The organism is Pseudomonas sp. NY15463 (assembly GCF_048068415.1).
Classification (GTDB): domain Bacteria; phylum Pseudomonadota; class Gammaproteobacteria; order Pseudomonadales; family Pseudomonadaceae; genus Aquipseudomonas; species Aquipseudomonas mosselii_C.
Genome location: NZ_JBLUQD010000006.1, coordinates 18,839 through 33,186, shown reverse-complemented (window position 1 = coordinate 33,186; position 14,348 = coordinate 18,839). Strand labels below are relative to the sequence as shown.

Genomic DNA, 14,348 nt, shown 5'->3' with positions numbered 1-14,348 from the left:
GATTAATAACAGATTAGTGCACTCAGTAAAAATCACTGCACCCCCTACCCTTACTGGGCTAGAGCGCCATTTCACAGTCGAATTCAAGGAGCGCTAGAACGGTACATCATGGGTGTAGGAACGGCATCGCCGGGGTCTTGGAACGGTAGCCTAGGGTGTTGGGACGGTAAAATCGGGGGCGCTGGAACGGCAAAAAAACGGGGGCTGGAACGGTATCAGCGTTTTTTCGCCAGATAGCGCTGCTGTGAGGCGCTTGGGGTAGTTTTAACCTGCACCAGATTTCCTTCCAAAAGAAAGCTAAATGGCAGTCCCTCTGCGGTGCTTGCAAGCGCTACAGCTTCAAGGGAGCGGCGCAAATCTTTTTTGAAGTCAGATAAAGACTTCGCACGACTCCCGCATAGTTGGTGCAAGGTCTCAACTTTGTAATCATAAGATTTTGCATGCGACGAATAAAACCCGTGCACCCACTGAGCAAGTGGCTTTCCATGTAGCGCCTGGCGAACGGACCAGTTCACATTGGTATACTGACTGCCATTAAACAGCACATGAAGCTTTGGATTCAACCGAATGGCGTATATGCGCTCACTTCGCTCATCTTGAGCACGATATACTTCATGAATAAAGCTTCCCTCATATGAATGTCTCCCCACCTTAACCTGCAACGCTGTAGCCTTGAGCCTACTAATATGCTTATCTAGAATCTTTCGATTCTTCCCTGTATCTGTTTTACCAAGAATTTTCAACAGCCGATACGCGGTCACCCTGCACTCCGAGCCCAACTCCCGCATTCGAGCCAGGTGCAACACTGTCTCCCACACATCTAGATCACCCTGATCAAGTAGTGCGCCTGTATAGAAAATACTGACACCTCCAATAGCATTAATTTCCATTTGTTCAACATAAGGCCGATTTCCTTTTCCAATTGCACCAAATAAGGCTGAGCGTAAAGCGACGTTCGGAACACGACGCACCGATTCTGACCAGTTCGGCAGTAAATTAACCTCACCCTCAACTTTTACTTCTTGGGGCTTAGCAAGAGAGCGCTTCTGATTTGCCTCAATCCGAGCAAGCATGCTCGTAAGTGTCTTATTCACAGTCATCACTGAGGAATGGATGCACTGATCTTCTGCGCCACCCAGGCATGCACTTGCTCGGCAGGCCAAGCCACGGAGTTCGCACCAAGGGAAACGCCTGGTGGGAAATCGCCAGACCGGATCAACCGGTAGATCTGAGATTTGCTAAGCCCTACCAGGGCACACACGCCAGGCAAACGAAGCAGTAAAGGTGAGATTGGTTGACTAGCCATCTGGGCGGGTCTCCTTGGAACCGGATTGGATGGCTAGGGATTTAATGGCACCAGTGGCAACTAGTCGTGGCAATTGCCTTTTTTTCAAGGAAATGCCAGAAACTCTTAAAAATTATGTGCTTTGCTCCATATCACTCTGAATATGACCTTTCATGAATTTCCCTAGAGTCTTGTGGCTTTTCGGCATTTCGACTTGAGCAGCGTCGGCTAACGATAGAATTGCCATGCATGGATTAAAATTCTTGCGCACCGAACGAACGCCCAAAGCACGACGCTTGATAGCATCAGCTCGAATCTGAGCAGCTGCATCAATCCCTTGGACTGCATGAGCTTTATCAACCTCTTTAATTAACTCTACCAAGCCATTAATAATCAAGCTAATTGAATTAAGCTCCTTAGAACTAATAACACTGCTACCACCACACTCTTTCGAGCTCGCCCCAACATCCAAAACAAACGAAAAATCTGAAACCCCCGCATTTTTTAACCATTCACTGAGAGCCGACTTGGAGGAGTAAACAATGCTAGCGGGAACGTTAACATACTCATATTCCGCATGACAAAAACAGTTAATGAACTGAGTGCTACCCGAAGGCTCACACAAAGCTTTAAAATACTTGATCAATCCTTCATGACCTAATACATAACCCCTGGCTGATCGTTTTGATGAACCGACCCCACCAACCCAAAATAGCCGTTCGGGAAGGAGCTCTTCAGCACGACCTAAATATGCAAGAAACGCTTCATCCATAAGCTCGTGAAGGCCAAATGCAGCCTCAGGCAAACTGACCCCATGATAATTAGAGTACATAGGTAGAAGATCACACAAACGGATCAGGTCATCAGTCATGTATTTCGCTCCCCCAATACAGCGGAAACGACCACCCTGTTCGATGGTAATGAATCCAGAAGGTCCGCATACCACTGGAGCATCTCACGACGCCCCTCCAAATACTGAGCATGGTTGTATGTGCCGCGAATACTGTTTTTGTCCACATGCGCTAACTGAGTTTCGACCCATTCGCTGCGATATCCTTGTTCATGCAAAGTGGTCGACATCGTATGGCGGAACCCATGCCCTGTAGCACGACCGTCGTAACCAGAGCGCTTGAGTAGCTGATTTATGGCGGCCTCGCTCATGGGCTTGGCTGGATCGTTCCGGCCAGGGAATGCAAGGGTATAGCCGCCAGTAATGCCCTCTAACTCACGCAATGCAGCCACTGCCTGTTTAGGCAAAGGCACAGAATGAGCGCGGCGCATTTTCATTCGCTCAGCGGGGATGACCCATAGCTCTTTATCAAGATCGAATTCAGACCAGGGCGCTCCCCTCAACTCAGCAGTTCGTACCCCTGTCAGAATGAGCAGGCGGGTAGCGATTTTCACCACATCGTGCCCAGGACATGCCTGAAAGCTGTGTATCAAGTCGGGTAGCTCTGCGATGGGCAAGAAGGGGTAGTGTCGAGACGTTGGGGTTTGAAGCGCCCCTCCGATATCTGCGATGGGGTTGTACTCAACACGTCCAGTGGCAATCGCAAAACGATAAACCTCTTGGCAACGCTGCCGAACCTTGCGCAGTTTTTCGAGAGCGCCCCTGGACTCGATACGGCGGAAGACCTGCAACCACTGCATGGGCTTGATTTCAGCTAACGGGAAAGACCCGACTTGCGGAAAGATATCGAGTTCGAAAGCCTCGATTACATCAGTGGCATAACCTGCTGACCAACGAGGCGACTTGTGCTGATGCCACTCCAACGCCAGGCTTTTGAAAGTATTCGCACGTGAGACCGCTGCCTGTGCTCGTGCAACCTTTCGCTCAAGCCCAGGATGTCGCCCCTGTGCCACAAGCTGACGGGCCTCGGAGGCATGCTGTCGCGCCTGCGCAAGAGTGACCTTTTCGATGGTGCCAAGCGAAATGTGTGACTGCTTGCCATCTAAGCGGAATCGAAAGCGCCACGACTTGCCACCCGCTGCACGAATCCAGAGAAACAAGCCTGCCCCGTCGGCAAGCCCATAGTCCCTTTCACGTGGAGCGGCATTCTTAACCTGTAGTGCCGTCAAAGGCATGCTGAGTACCCATGGATTATTGAACCACGTTAAGGTACTCGGACAGGTACTCAAAGGACAAGCGCTGGGATGGAACTGGATGGCACCGCATGAAACAGAAAGCCCGCACTAGGCGGGCCTCTGGGGGATTTCATGCGACTGCTTGGCACTGCATGAATCTATTGACTGGTGCCGGAGACAGGAATCGAACCTGCGACCTTCGCGTTACGAGTGCGCTGCTCTACCGACTGAGCTACACCGGCGTGTTGCGCAACGTACCACTGCCGTGTCCGTTACGCAAACCTCTGTTTCAATTCACTTTCACTGCGCTGTGCAGCCGCTCGGCGCGAGGTCTGGGTCCACCGTGGTCACGCATCGCCAGCCGGCCTGGGTGCGGGTCAGGGTGAGGGTCTTGCCGAGCACATTGGCCGGGGCGTCGGCCAGGGTGCAGGCGATGCTCGCCGCGCCGCTGGAGGCGGTGCCGCTGGCGGTGATGGCGCAATGGCTGGTGCTGGCTTGACCGCCCAGGCTGGCGATATCGGCGACGTCCTTGCCGTCGTTCAGGCGCAGCTCCATCGGGGTCTTGAGCGCGGTGACTTCCAACAGCGCGGCGCCGGCTTTGGCACGGGCCTGGTGGTCGGTGTACATCGGGACGGCGATGGTCGCCAGAATGCCAATGATCGCTACGACGATCATCAGTTCGATCAGGGTGATACCACGTTGCCCTTTCATGAGCGGTGTTCCTTTGCAATGCGTGAACGCCAATCGGCGAAATGCGACGCGCCGCCGGCAGCGGCGCAGTAGGCCTGAACCGACACCTTTTGTCACCCCTGGGCGGCGGTGCGTCATCGTCGCTGGACTACTCTAGTGAGCGTCAATAAAACGCGCCCGGGAATGGGCCCGGCAAGCTGTTACCAGGCTTGTCGCTTTAGCGAAAAGGACTCTCGCATGCCAGCTTCTACTCGTCTCTACGCCTGGGAGGGCGTCACTGCCACGGGGGTTCCTCAACACGGCCAACAGGCTGGGCGCAGCCCGGCGTTCGTGCAGGCGTGGTTGCGCCAGCAGGGGATCCGCGTCACCTCGGTGCGGCCCGCGGGCAGGCCGCGCTGGCGGTGGCCACAGCGCGAGGGCAAGGTGGATGCGGCGGGGTTCAGCCGGCAATTGGCAACCTTGCTCACCGCTGGGGTGCCGCTGTTGCAAGCGTTCGAGGTGATGGCGCGCAGCAATGCGGATGCACCAATGCGTACGCTAGTAGAACGCTTGAGCCGGGATGTGGCGCAGGGGTTGGCGCTGGCGCAAGCCTTGCGGCGCTATGCGCACGTGTTCGATACGCTTTACTGCGACCTGGTGCGGGTGGGTGAGCAGTCCGGCACGCTCGACCGGCAACTGGAGCAGTTGGCGTCGATGCTCGAAACACGCCAGGCGCTGCGGCGTAAGGTGCGCAAGGCAATGCTCTACCCTGCCCTGCTGCTGCTGACCGGCTTGGGGGTGGCGGCGCTGCTGTTGCTGGAAGTGGTGCCACGCTTCGAAGGAATGTTCGCCAGTGCCGAGCAGGCGCTGCCGGCGTTTACCCAGTGGGTGATCGACATGTCCACAGGGCTGGGCCTGCACGCGTGGTGGCTGGCGCTGCTGGGGGTGGCGGCGGGTGTTACGGGGCGTGAGGTGTATCGGCGCTATCTGCCGGGGCGGCTGTGGATGTTGCGCCAGATACTGCGGCTACCGGTGCTGGGGCGTTTGCTCGGGCAGGCGGCCATGGCGCGCTTTGCGCGTAGCCTGGGCACGGCCTATGGCGCGGGGGTGGCGCTGCTGGATGCGCTGGAAACGGTGGCGCCGGTAAGTGGCGATGCGTTGCACGAGCAGGCGATTATCGGGCTACGCCAGCGGGTCGCGCATGGCCTGGGGCTGGAGCGGGCGATGGCGGCTGACGGGCTGTTTCCGCCGTTGCTGCGCCAACTGGTGGCTGTTGGGGAATCCAGCGGCACCCTCGATCAGATGCTGTGCAAGGCCGCGCAGCACTACGAAGAGCAGGTCGGCGAAGCGCTGGGGCAGTTGACCACGCTGCTCGAGCCCGCCATCGTGCTGATCCTCGGGCTGCTGGTAGGTGGCCTGGTGGTGGCGATGTACTTGCCGATCTTCCAGTTGGGTAGCCTGATGTGATGGCTGGCTCGCGGCAGATCCCCACACCTTGTATGCGATGGACCTGAACATGAGTGCCTGGAGCGTTATCCTCGACCACCCGCCTTTCTTTTATTGCCTGGCCGCGTTGCTGGGGCTGCTGGTCGGCAGTTTTCTGAATGTGTTGGCGCACCGCTTGCCGGTGATGCTCGAACGCCAATGGCAGCGCGAGGCGCAGGCGATGCTGGGCTTGCCGGAAACGCCGCAGCCGCGCTACAACCTGTGCCTGCCGGCCTCGCACTGCCCGCATTGCCAGCACCGAATCCGCGCCTGGGAAAACATCCCGCTGCTCAGCTACCTGGCCTTGGGTGGGCGTTGTGCAGGGTGCAAGGGGCGGATCAGCCCACGCTATCCGCTGGTGGAGCTGGCTTGCGCGCTGCTGTCGCTGCTGGTGGCCTGGCATTTCGGGCCGGGGGTGCCGGCGCTGGCGGTACTGTTGCTGAGCTGGGGGCTGCTGGGCTTGAGCCTGATCGATGCCGACCATCAACTGTTGCCCGATGTGTTGGTGCTGCCGTTGCTGTGGCTGGGGCTGGTGGTCAATGCCTTTGGCCTGCTCGTGCCGCTGGCCGATGCGCTGTGGGGCGCGGTGCTCGGCTATCTGAGCCTGTGGTCGGTGTACTGGCTGTTCCGCTTGCTCACCGGCAAAGAGGGCATGGGCTATGGCGACTTCAAGCTGCTGGCGATGCTCGGCGCCTGGGGCGGTTGGCAGATCTTGCCGCTGACGGTACTCGGCGCGTCGCTGGCCGGGGCGCTGATCGGCCTGGTGTTGCTGCGTTTGCGGCGTGCGCAGCGCGGTGCGCCGATCCCCTTTGGGCCGTATCTGGCGATTGCGGGGTGGATCGCGCTGCTCTGGGGTGATGAAATAGTCGCCTCTTACCTGCAACTGCTTGGAACCTGATGAGCACAGCGCCTTTCACCCCCTGGATTCTCGGCCTGACCGGCGGCATCGGCAGCGGCAAGAGCGCCGCCGCCGAGCGTTTCGTCGAACTCGGCGTGCACCTGGTCGATGCCGACCAGGCTGCACGCTGGGTGGTCGAACCCGGCCGCCCGGCCCTGGCGAGCATTGTCGAGCGCTTTGGCCCCACTGTGCTGCATGCCGACGGCCAGCTCGACCGCGCCGCGCTGCGCCAGCTGATCTTCGCCGATCCGGCCCAGCGCCAATGGCTGGAGCAGTTGCTGCATCCACTGATCGGTCAGGAGATTTTCAACTACCTGGCCAAGGCCGAATCGCCGTATGCGGTGTATGTGTCGCCGTTGTTGATCGAGTCGGGCCAGCACCAGAAGACCCAACGCATCCTGGTGATCGACGCCCCTACCGCGTTGCAGGTGCAGCGCACCTTGCAGCGCGACAACACCAGCCCTGAACAGGTGCAGGCGATCCTCGGGGCCCAGTTGGCCCGCGAAGAGCGGCTGCGCCATGCCGATGACGTGGTGGTCAATGACAGCGACCTGCTCGCGCTGCATGCGCAGATTGACCGCCTGCACCACTTTTACCTGACTTTGCGAGGAGGCCAGCCATGAGCCAGCCAATGACCGTTGATTGCCCAACCTGCGGGGCGCCTGTGGAATGGGGCGACAAGAGCCCGTTCCGGCCGTTTTGCTCGGACCGCTGCAAGCTGATCGACCTGGGCGCGTGGGCGGCCGAAGAGCACAAGATCGCGGGGGCGCATGAATCGGAGGATGAGCTGTATTCGGGGGACCTGGAGCCGCGCCACTGAGTCGGCCCAGGTAGCGCGATCACGGGGCGGACTTGCCCCGTGGTGTTTTCAGCGTTCCTCATCCTTCCAAGGCGCTTGCAGGTAGCGGGTGCGGTTGAACGTCTCCAGCCACTCCGGGCAGAACACCACCAGGGCGCTGATCAGCGTGCCGTTGATGAATGCCTCGGGGAACATCATCAGCCACAGGTAACCGACGAAGTCGCTCAGCCACTCCGGCAGGGCGAAGCGCTCGTCCAGCCACAGCAGCCCAAGCGCGGCGCCCAGGCACAGCAATACCGTGAGTGCGGCGGGGAAGAATCCACAACAGAAGATGTACACGAACAGGTTACGTGGCTGCGCGCGCTCGACCAGAATCGCGCAGGCCTCGGTGACCAACACTGGCAGGCCCACGATCAACAGGCCATTGACACCAATGGCCGCGAGGTCCTGGCGGCCCAGCAGCAACAGGCCCAATTGCGCCAGAAAGCCGCCGAGCACCGCCAGCGGCCAGTCCAGCAACAGGGTGACGGCGGTCATGCCGATGAAGTGGTACGACACCCCGGTGTCGAAGTCGCGGCGCACCAGCCACAGCGCGAACAGCCCGAACACCGTGCCGAACAGCAGGTGCTGGCGGCGGCTGTCGGTGCACAGTTCTATCCAGCGCGTACGGCTGATGGCCCAGAGCAACAAGGGTACATAGCCGAGCCAGCCCAGGGTGAGGCTGGTGGCGGACAACACCTGTGCACTGATCACCGCGCATACCCCTTCGCATCTTGTGGATAAGCCTGAGTCTACACCGATTCCAGGTTTTACCTGTCTCGCCGATTCCCACGCACAAACAGCATCTTACCGTCATGATTTAGCGACTAAGCTTGAGGGCATGGATGACTCAGACTATCTGCGCCTGCTTACCATCCAGGCCGAACAAGCCAATGCGTTCCTGTCCAATGCCCGCAAATGGGAGCGCGAGCGTTGGGTCTGCCAGCGCCTGCTGCAAGGGCTGAACATTGCCTACCGCAGCGAGGACTTCACCCCCGCCGGACAAGAGCCACCGGATGTGCTGTTTCGCGATGCCGCGTTCGAGGTGTTCTTCGTGCTCGACGAAGGGCGGCGCCTCAACGATGAGTGGCGCGAGGAGCTGCAACGTCGGCGCAGCGCGTTTTCATTGAGCCAACTGGTGCGCCGCGAGGTACGCCCCCGGCGCATCAGCGCGCACGAACTGCTCGCGCGCCTGGGCCCGACCCTGCGTAAGAAGGCGCACAACTACCGCGAACGTGGGCTCGACCTTGGGGAGCTGGACATCATCGCCTTCGCCAGCCTCAAGCGCGAAGTGCTTGACCTCAACAGCCACTTCCCGCCGCCAACCGAGTACCTGCGCCAGGGTTGGCGTTCACTGTCGCTGGTCGGGCCAACCTTCGCCCGGGTGATCTTCGCCCACCCGGACGCCCCGGACTTTCTGCGTGCCAACCTGGGGCGCAGCATCGTGTTCGATGTGGGCATCAGTCTTTGATCCACTGCCGAGTGGGTGTGCGATGGCGTACACTCGGCGCCAGCGATAGAACGCATTATCATTGACTTCAAGCGCTTGCGTGAACGCTGTGGCGTATACGCAGTCACAAACGTCTATCTGACGAGGCCCCCATGACCAGCCGTCTGAATCCAGAAGATCAGCGTCGCGTCGATGAGTATCTGAGCGCCCCCCAGCACCGTGTAGAGCGCAGGCCATTCCGGCCTTGGCTGCTCCTGCTGCTGGTGGTGGCCGTGACCATCGGTCTGGGCCTCTTGAGCCGCCTGCTGAGTGGACTGGTGCTATGAGCTGCCTTGCGCTCGCCCGCCCCTCGTGCCGGACACGGCCGGGCCTTGTGCCCACGCATTCCGTAAAACTTGTGAGATATCCCCATGACTCATCGCATCGTGATTGTCGGCGGCGGCGCCGGCGGCCTGGAACTGGCGACCCGCCTGGGTAAGACCCTGGGCAAGCGCAAGCGCGCCGAAATCACCCTGGTTGATGCCAACCTGACCCACATCTGGAAGCCGCTGCTGCATGAAGTGGCTGCCGGCTCGCTCAACTCTTCGGAAGACGAACTGAACTACGTGGCCCAGGCCAAGTGGAACCACTTCAACTTCCAGCTCGGCCGCATGAGCGGCCTGGACCGTGAGAGCAAGCAGATCCAGCTGGCGGCGACCCTCGATGAAGAAGGCCGCGAGTTGCTACCTGCGCGAACCTTGGGCTACGACAGCCTGGTGATCGCCGTGGGCAGCAACACCAACGACTTCGGTACCCTGGGCGCGGCCCAGCACTGCATTTTCCTGGACAGCCGCAAGCAGGCCGAGCGCTTCCACCAGCAGTTGCTCAACCACTACCTGCGTGCTCACGCCGGTGCGCCGCAAAGCGAGAAGATCAGCGTGGCCATCGTCGGTGCTGGCGCCACCGGCGTGGAACTGGCGGCTGAACTGCACAACGCTGCGCATGAATTGGCGGCCTACGGCCTGGACCGCATCCAGCCCAAGGACATGCACATCACCCTGATCGAGGCTGGGCCGCGCGTGCTGCCCGCGCTGCCAGAACGCATCAGCGTGCCAGTGCACAAGACCTTGGAAAAACTCGGCGTCACCGTGATGACCAATGCGGCGGTCAGCGAGGTGACTGAGGGCGGCTTGAAGACGGCCGACGGTGAAGTGATCCAGGCCAGCCTGAAAGTCTGGGCGGCGGGCATTCGTGCACCGAGCTTCCTGAAAGACATCGACGGGCTGGAAACCAACCGCATCAACCAGCTCGTGGTGCGCCCGACCCTGCAGACTACCCTGGACGACGATATCTTCGCCTTCGGCGATTGCGCCGCCTGCCCGCAGCCGGGCAGCGACCGCAACGTGCCGCCACGGGCCCAGGCCGCACACCAACAGGCTTCGACCCTGGCCAAGAGTCTCGTCGCGCGCCTTGAAGGCAAGCCACTGCTGACCTATGCGTACAAAGACTACGGCTCGCTGGTGTCGCTGTCGCGCTTCTCGGCGGTGGGCAACCTGATGGGTAACTTGATGGGCAGCGTGAAGCTGGAAGGCTGGCTGGCGCGGATGTTCTACGTGTCGCTGTACCGCATGCACCAGATGGCGCTGTACGGGTTCTTCCGCACGGCGATGCTGATGCTGGGCAGCAAGATTGGTCGCGGCACCGAGCCACGCCTGAAGTTGCACTAAGCCACGAAGAAGGTGGTGCAGCGCTGGGTTCAGGCGTTGCACCATCCTGTGGTAGCGGGTTTACCGGACTCCCGCGAAGCAGACCACGCGGAGGATGGCACCGGCTGCGCCGGTGTTCGCGGCTCAAGCCGCTCCTACGGGATGGTGCAAAGCGCTGAATACAGCACTGCACCTGTGGGAGATTACCCAGCCCTTTGGGCTACGCTGTCGCGCAGAGAACTGATTTCGCAAGCGCGCCGCATACCCTGTGGGAGCGGCTTCAGCCGCGAACACCGGCGCAGCCGGTGCCACCATCGCTCAGCGCTCGACACGATACGTGCTCTGCACGAACCCACTCTCATAACTGGTCGTACGCAGGTGCCGCAACGGCACGTCCTTGGCCTGCCCGCCGAACAACGCAATCCCCTGCCCCCTCGAACGCCATGACTTTTTCGAGCGTAGCGCACCCCATCACCAGCGTATCGATACCGGCCATGAAGCCTGCATAACCGTGTTCGTCGGTGGAGGTGGTGACGCTCAGCAACCAAGCTAGGCCGCCGTCTTCGCGAGCGATGAAGCCATCCGGGCTGGTAGCGATGAATACACGGGCGGTCACTGCCATGAAGCGCTGCTCCTGCGCGGCACGCCACAGGCTAGTAGAGCAGCGGGAAAAAACGCAGACAAAAGAAAAAGGGCATCTCATTCGAGATGCCCTTTTTACATGGTGGGTCGTGTAGGATTCGAACCTACGACCAATTGGTTAAAAGCCAACTGCTCTACCAACTGAGCTAACGACCCTAAAAATGGTCGGGGTGAGGGGATTCGAACTCCTGACATCCTGCTCCCAAAGCAGGCGCGCTACCGGACTGCGCTACACCCCGAGATTGGCTCCGCGACCTGGACTCGAACCAGGGACCCAATGATTAACAGTCATTTGCTCTACCGACTGAGCTATCGCGGAACTGAACTTCGGTACAACTCTTACCACTTCGAAGCCTGTGTTAGCTTCGAACTCTTTAGCGTTGTCGCTGCTGAGGCCGGCTATTCTACATTCTTCGTTTTGCTTGTCAACCACTTTTTTTCATTCAACTTACTGATTTGTAAGTTGTTTTGCGGTCACCGATGTTGCTGGTGATTCGCTTAGTGCCTGACAGCGGGGCGAATATTAGGGGTACTCTGAATTTTGTGCAAGCATTTTTTTCAAAATTTTCAGCAGGTTATGCCAGAGGCCCGAAATACCGGAGGAGCGGCGGGGTCTGGGGCCGCTGCGCGGCCCTTTCGCGGCATAAGGCCGCTCCTACAGTGACCGCGAAAACCATTCTCGAAAGGGCTGCAAAGCAGCCCCAGCAAGGTTGATTAGCGGCGGGGATCAGGCGAAGACGATCTCGTCCCCCTCCACCTTCGCGGTGATCGCAGCCCCGGGCACGAACTGGCCACCGAGGATCAACTGCGCCAGCGGGTTTTCGATCCAGCGCTGGATTGCACGCTTGAGCGGCCGCGCGCCATACACCGGGTCGTATCCGACGGCGATCAGCTTGTCCAACGCCTCCGGGCTCAAGCTCAACGACAACTCGCGCTCTGCCAGACGGCTGCGCAGGCGGCCGAGCTGGATCTCGGTGATGCCGGCGATCTGCTCGCGGCCCAGTGGCTCGAACACCACCACCTCGTCGATGCGGTTGATGAACTCTGGACGGAAGTGAGAGCCCACGGCGTCCATCACTGCCGCACGCTGCGCCTCGCGATCACCCGCCAGTTCCTGGATCTGCGCCGAGCCCAGGTTGGAGGTCATCACGATCACCGTGTTGCGAAAATCCACGGTACGCCCATGGCTGTCGGTCAAGCGGCCGTCTTCGAGCACTTGCAGCAACACGTTGAACACATCCGGGTGGGCTTTCTCCACCTCGTCCAGCAGCACCACGGAGTACGGTTTGCGCCGCACGGCTTCGGTCAGGTAACCGCCCTCTTCATAACCGACATAACCTGGCGGCGCCCCGATCAGACGCGCAACCGAGTGTTTCTCCATGAATTCGGACATGTCGATGCGCACCATGGCCTCTTCGGTGTCGAAGAGGAACTCTGCCAGCGCCTTGCACAGCTCGGTCTTACCCACACCGGTCGGGCCGAGGAAGAGGAACGAACCGCTGGGGCGATTGGGGTCGGACAGCCCGGCGCGCGAACGGCGTACGGCGTTGGCCACGGCGGTCACAGCCTCGTCCTGGCCGATCACGCGCTGGTGCAGCAGGCCTTCCATCTTCAGCAGTTTTTCGCGCTCGCCTTCGAGCATTTTCGAGACCGGGATACCGGTCCACTTGGAGACCACTTCGGCGATTTCTTCCTCGGTCACTTTGTTGCGCAGCAACTGGTTCTCGGTCTTGCCGTGCTGGTCGACCATCTGCAGGCTGCGTTCCAGGTCCGGGATGACCCCATACTGCAACTCGGCCATGCGGCTCAGGTCGCCTTTACGGCGCGCAGCTTCCAGTTCCTGGCGGGCTTGCTCGATCTTCTGCTGGATCTGTGCAGAACCTTGCACCTCGGCCTTTTCCGAGGCCCAGATTTCTTCGAGGTCGGAGTATTCCCGTTCCAGGCGCTCGATTTCTTCGGTGAGTTTCTCCAAGCGCTTCTTGGCCGCTTCGTCTTGTTCTTTCTTCAGCGCCTGGGATTCCACCTTCAGCTGAATCAGGCGACGGTCGAGACGGTCTAGCACTTCGGGCTTGGAGTCGATTTCCATGCGGATGCGGCTGGCGGCTTCGTCGATCAGGTCGATGGCCTTGTCCGGCAGTTGGCGGTCGGTGATGTAGCGATGGCTGAGCTTGGCGGCGGCAATGATCGCGCCGTCAGTGATGGCTACCTTGTGGTGCACTTCATAACGTTCTTTGAGGCCGCGCAGGATGGCGATGGTGTCTTCCTCGCTCGGCTCTTCGACCAGCACTTTCTGGAAGCGGCGCTCGAGCGCGGCGTCCTTCTCGATGAACTGGCGGTATTCGTTGAGCGTGGTGGCGCCGACGCAGTGCAGCTCACCACGCGCCAGGGCGGGCTTGAGCATGTTGCCTGCGTCCATGGCGCCCTCGCCTTTGCCGGCACCGACCATGGTGTGCAACTCGTCGATGAACAGGATGATCTGGCCTTCCTGCTTGGACAGCTCGTTGAGCAGGCCTTTGAGGCGCTCTTCGAACTCACCGCGATATTTGGCACCGGCAATCAGCGCGCCCATGTCCAGCGCCAGCAGACGCTTGCCTTTGAGGCCGTCGGGCACTTCGCCGTTGATGATGCGCTGGGCCAAACCCTCGGCGATGGCGGTCTTGCCCACGCCGGGCTCGCCAATCAGCACCGGGTTGTTCTTGGTGCGGCGTTGCAGCACCTGCACGGTACGGCGGATTTCGTCGTCACGGCCAATCACCGGGTCGAGCTTGCCTTCTTCGGCACGCTTGGTCAGGTCGACGGTGTACTTGTCCAGGGCCTGGCGGGACTCTTCGGCATTGGCGTCGTTGACCGCCGCACCGCCGCGCAGGTTGTTGATGGCGTTTTCCAGGGCCTTCTTGCTCACGCCCTGGCCCAGCAGCAACTTGCCGACCTTGCTGTTCTCGTCCATGGCGGCGAGTAGCACCAGTTCGCTGGAGATGAACTGGTCGCCCTTCTGCTGGGCCAGACGGTCGGCCTGGTTGAGCAGGCGCGCCAGATCCTGGGACATGTTCACGTCGCCAGTGGGGTTCTGGATTTTCGGCAGTTGATCGAGTTCTTTGGTCAACGCCTTGCGCAGGCTGTTGATGTCGAAGCCAACCTGCATCAGCAGCGGCTTGATCGAGCCGCCCTGCTGGTCGATCAGCGCCTGCAACAGGTGCAGGGGCTCGATGGCTGGGTGGTCCATGCCCACAGCCAGGGATTGGGAGTCGGATAACGCCAGTTGCAGCTTGCTGGTCAATCGATCTATTCGCATGGGGATACCTTCCTTTAAA

Annotated in this window: 15 protein-coding genes and 4 tRNA genes; 7 read left to right on the top strand and 12 right to left on the bottom strand. The window is 60.0% G+C overall.

Translation table 11 applies throughout. From position 1 onward, the window contains the following. Positions 1-215 precede the first annotated feature (215 nt). The 6 genes from trfA to ACNFIC_RS15990 all read right to left on the bottom strand — a co-directional run bounded on the left by trfA (position 216) and on the right by ACNFIC_RS15990 (position 4,081). Entirely contained in the window at positions 216-1,073 is an 858-nt protein-coding gene (gene trfA / locus ACNFIC_RS16015; protein ID WP_416781399.1) for a plasmid replication initiator TrfA, read from the bottom strand. Positions 1,074-1,099: 26 nt separating this feature from the next. Beyond that, the gene (locus ACNFIC_RS16010; protein ID WP_416781398.1) at positions 1,100-1,306 is read right to left on the bottom strand and encodes a helix-turn-helix transcriptional regulator; all 207 of its coding nucleotides are present in this window, start codon (positions 1,304-1,306) and stop codon (positions 1,100-1,102) included. A 112-nt stretch (positions 1,307-1,418) separates the two neighbouring features. Next, entirely contained in the window at positions 1,419-2,156 is a 738-nt protein-coding gene (locus ACNFIC_RS16005) for a hypothetical protein (protein ID WP_416781397.1), read from the bottom strand. After that, positions 2,153-3,370 carry a tyrosine-type recombinase/integrase gene (locus ACNFIC_RS16000; RefSeq protein WP_416781396.1) on the bottom strand — a complete coding sequence of 406 codons (1,218 nt, stop codon included), beginning with the start codon at positions 3,368-3,370 and terminating at the stop codon, positions 2,153-2,155. Before ACNFIC_RS16000 ends, ACNFIC_RS16005 begins: the two co-directional genes overlap by 4 nt. 166 nt (positions 3,371-3,536) lie before the next feature. Continuing rightward, positions 3,537-3,612, bottom strand: a tRNA-Thr gene (locus tag ACNFIC_RS15995). A 58-nt stretch (positions 3,613-3,670) separates the two neighbouring features. Beyond that, the gene (locus ACNFIC_RS15990) at positions 3,671-4,081 is read right to left on the bottom strand and encodes a pilin (protein WP_416781395.1); all 411 of its coding nucleotides are present in this window, start codon (positions 4,079-4,081) and stop codon (positions 3,671-3,673) included. Positions 4,082-4,297: 216 nt separating this feature from the next. Here ACNFIC_RS15990 and ACNFIC_RS15985 point away from each other — a divergent pair, with 216 nt between their 5' ends. Genes ACNFIC_RS15985 through yacG form a run of 4 tightly spaced genes read left to right on the top strand, consistent with a single transcriptional unit; the run spans position 4,298 to position 7,242 of the window. Continuing rightward, positions 4,298-5,506 (top strand): type II secretion system F family protein, encoded by a 1,209-nt coding sequence (locus ACNFIC_RS15985; protein ID WP_416781394.1) that lies wholly within the window; start codon positions 4,298-4,300, stop codon positions 5,504-5,506. A gap of 49 nt (positions 5,507-5,555) precedes the next feature. Next, positions 5,556-6,422: a prepilin peptidase gene (locus ACNFIC_RS15980; RefSeq protein WP_416781393.1), complete on the top strand. Its 867-nt coding sequence runs from the start codon at positions 5,556-5,558 to the stop codon at positions 6,420-6,422. After that, complete coding sequence (gene coaE, locus ACNFIC_RS15975; protein ID WP_138219717.1) at positions 6,422-7,045, top strand: dephospho-CoA kinase; 624 nt, start codon at positions 6,422-6,424, stop codon at positions 7,043-7,045. Before ACNFIC_RS15980 ends, coaE begins: the two co-directional genes overlap by 1 nt. Then, positions 7,042-7,242 (top strand): DNA gyrase inhibitor YacG, encoded by a 201-nt coding sequence (gene yacG, locus ACNFIC_RS15970; RefSeq protein WP_138219716.1) that lies wholly within the window; start codon positions 7,042-7,044, stop codon positions 7,240-7,242. The genes coaE and yacG overlap by 4 nt, the downstream gene beginning before the upstream one ends. A 48-nt stretch (positions 7,243-7,290) precedes the next feature. Here the strand turns inward: yacG and ACNFIC_RS15965 are convergent, their stop codons facing one another. Then, positions 7,291-7,974, bottom strand: coding sequence for an energy-coupling factor ABC transporter permease (locus ACNFIC_RS15965; protein ID WP_138219715.1), 684 nt, complete (start codon positions 7,972-7,974; stop codon positions 7,291-7,293). Positions 7,975-8,101: 127 nt separating this feature from the next. Between ACNFIC_RS15965 and ACNFIC_RS15960 the strand changes: the two genes are divergently transcribed. The 3 genes from ACNFIC_RS15960 (at position 8,102) to ACNFIC_RS15950 (ending at position 10,416) form a co-directional block, all read left to right on the top strand. Beyond that, a complete protein-coding gene (locus ACNFIC_RS15960) occupies positions 8,102-8,731 on the top strand; it encodes a DUF1780 domain-containing protein (protein WP_138219714.1) in 630 nt (209 codons plus the stop codon). A 131-nt stretch (positions 8,732-8,862) separates the two neighbouring features. Beyond that, the gene (locus tag ACNFIC_RS15955) at positions 8,863-9,036 is read left to right on the top strand and encodes a DUF3094 family protein (protein ID WP_138219713.1); all 174 of its coding nucleotides are present in this window, start codon (positions 8,863-8,865) and stop codon (positions 9,034-9,036) included. Positions 9,037-9,120: 84 nt separating this feature from the next. Beyond that, entirely contained in the window at positions 9,121-10,416 is a 1,296-nt protein-coding gene (locus ACNFIC_RS15950; protein WP_138219712.1) for an NAD(P)/FAD-dependent oxidoreductase, read from the top strand. 337 nt (positions 10,417-10,753) lie between these two features. Here ACNFIC_RS15950 and ACNFIC_RS15945 read toward each other — a convergent pair whose 3' ends face one another. The 5 genes from ACNFIC_RS15945 to clpB form a co-directional block, all read right to left on the bottom strand. After that, positions 10,754-11,017 (bottom strand): hypothetical protein, encoded by a 264-nt coding sequence (locus tag ACNFIC_RS15945; protein WP_416781392.1) that lies wholly within the window; start codon positions 11,015-11,017, stop codon positions 10,754-10,756. Positions 11,018-11,117: 100 nt separating this feature from the next. Beyond that, positions 11,118-11,193: transfer RNA gene (locus ACNFIC_RS15940), tRNA-Lys, on the bottom strand. Positions 11,194-11,199: 6 nt separating this feature from the next. Next, positions 11,200-11,276 (bottom strand) — tRNA-Pro (locus ACNFIC_RS15935). 4 nt (positions 11,277-11,280) lie between these two features. Further along, positions 11,281-11,356: transfer RNA gene (locus ACNFIC_RS15930), tRNA-Asn, on the bottom strand. Positions 11,357-11,764: 408 nt separating this feature from the next. After that, complete coding sequence (gene clpB / locus ACNFIC_RS15925) at positions 11,765-14,329, bottom strand: ATP-dependent chaperone ClpB (RefSeq protein ID WP_138219711.1); 2,565 nt, start codon at positions 14,327-14,329, stop codon at positions 11,765-11,767. Positions 14,330-14,348 lie beyond the last annotated feature (19 nt).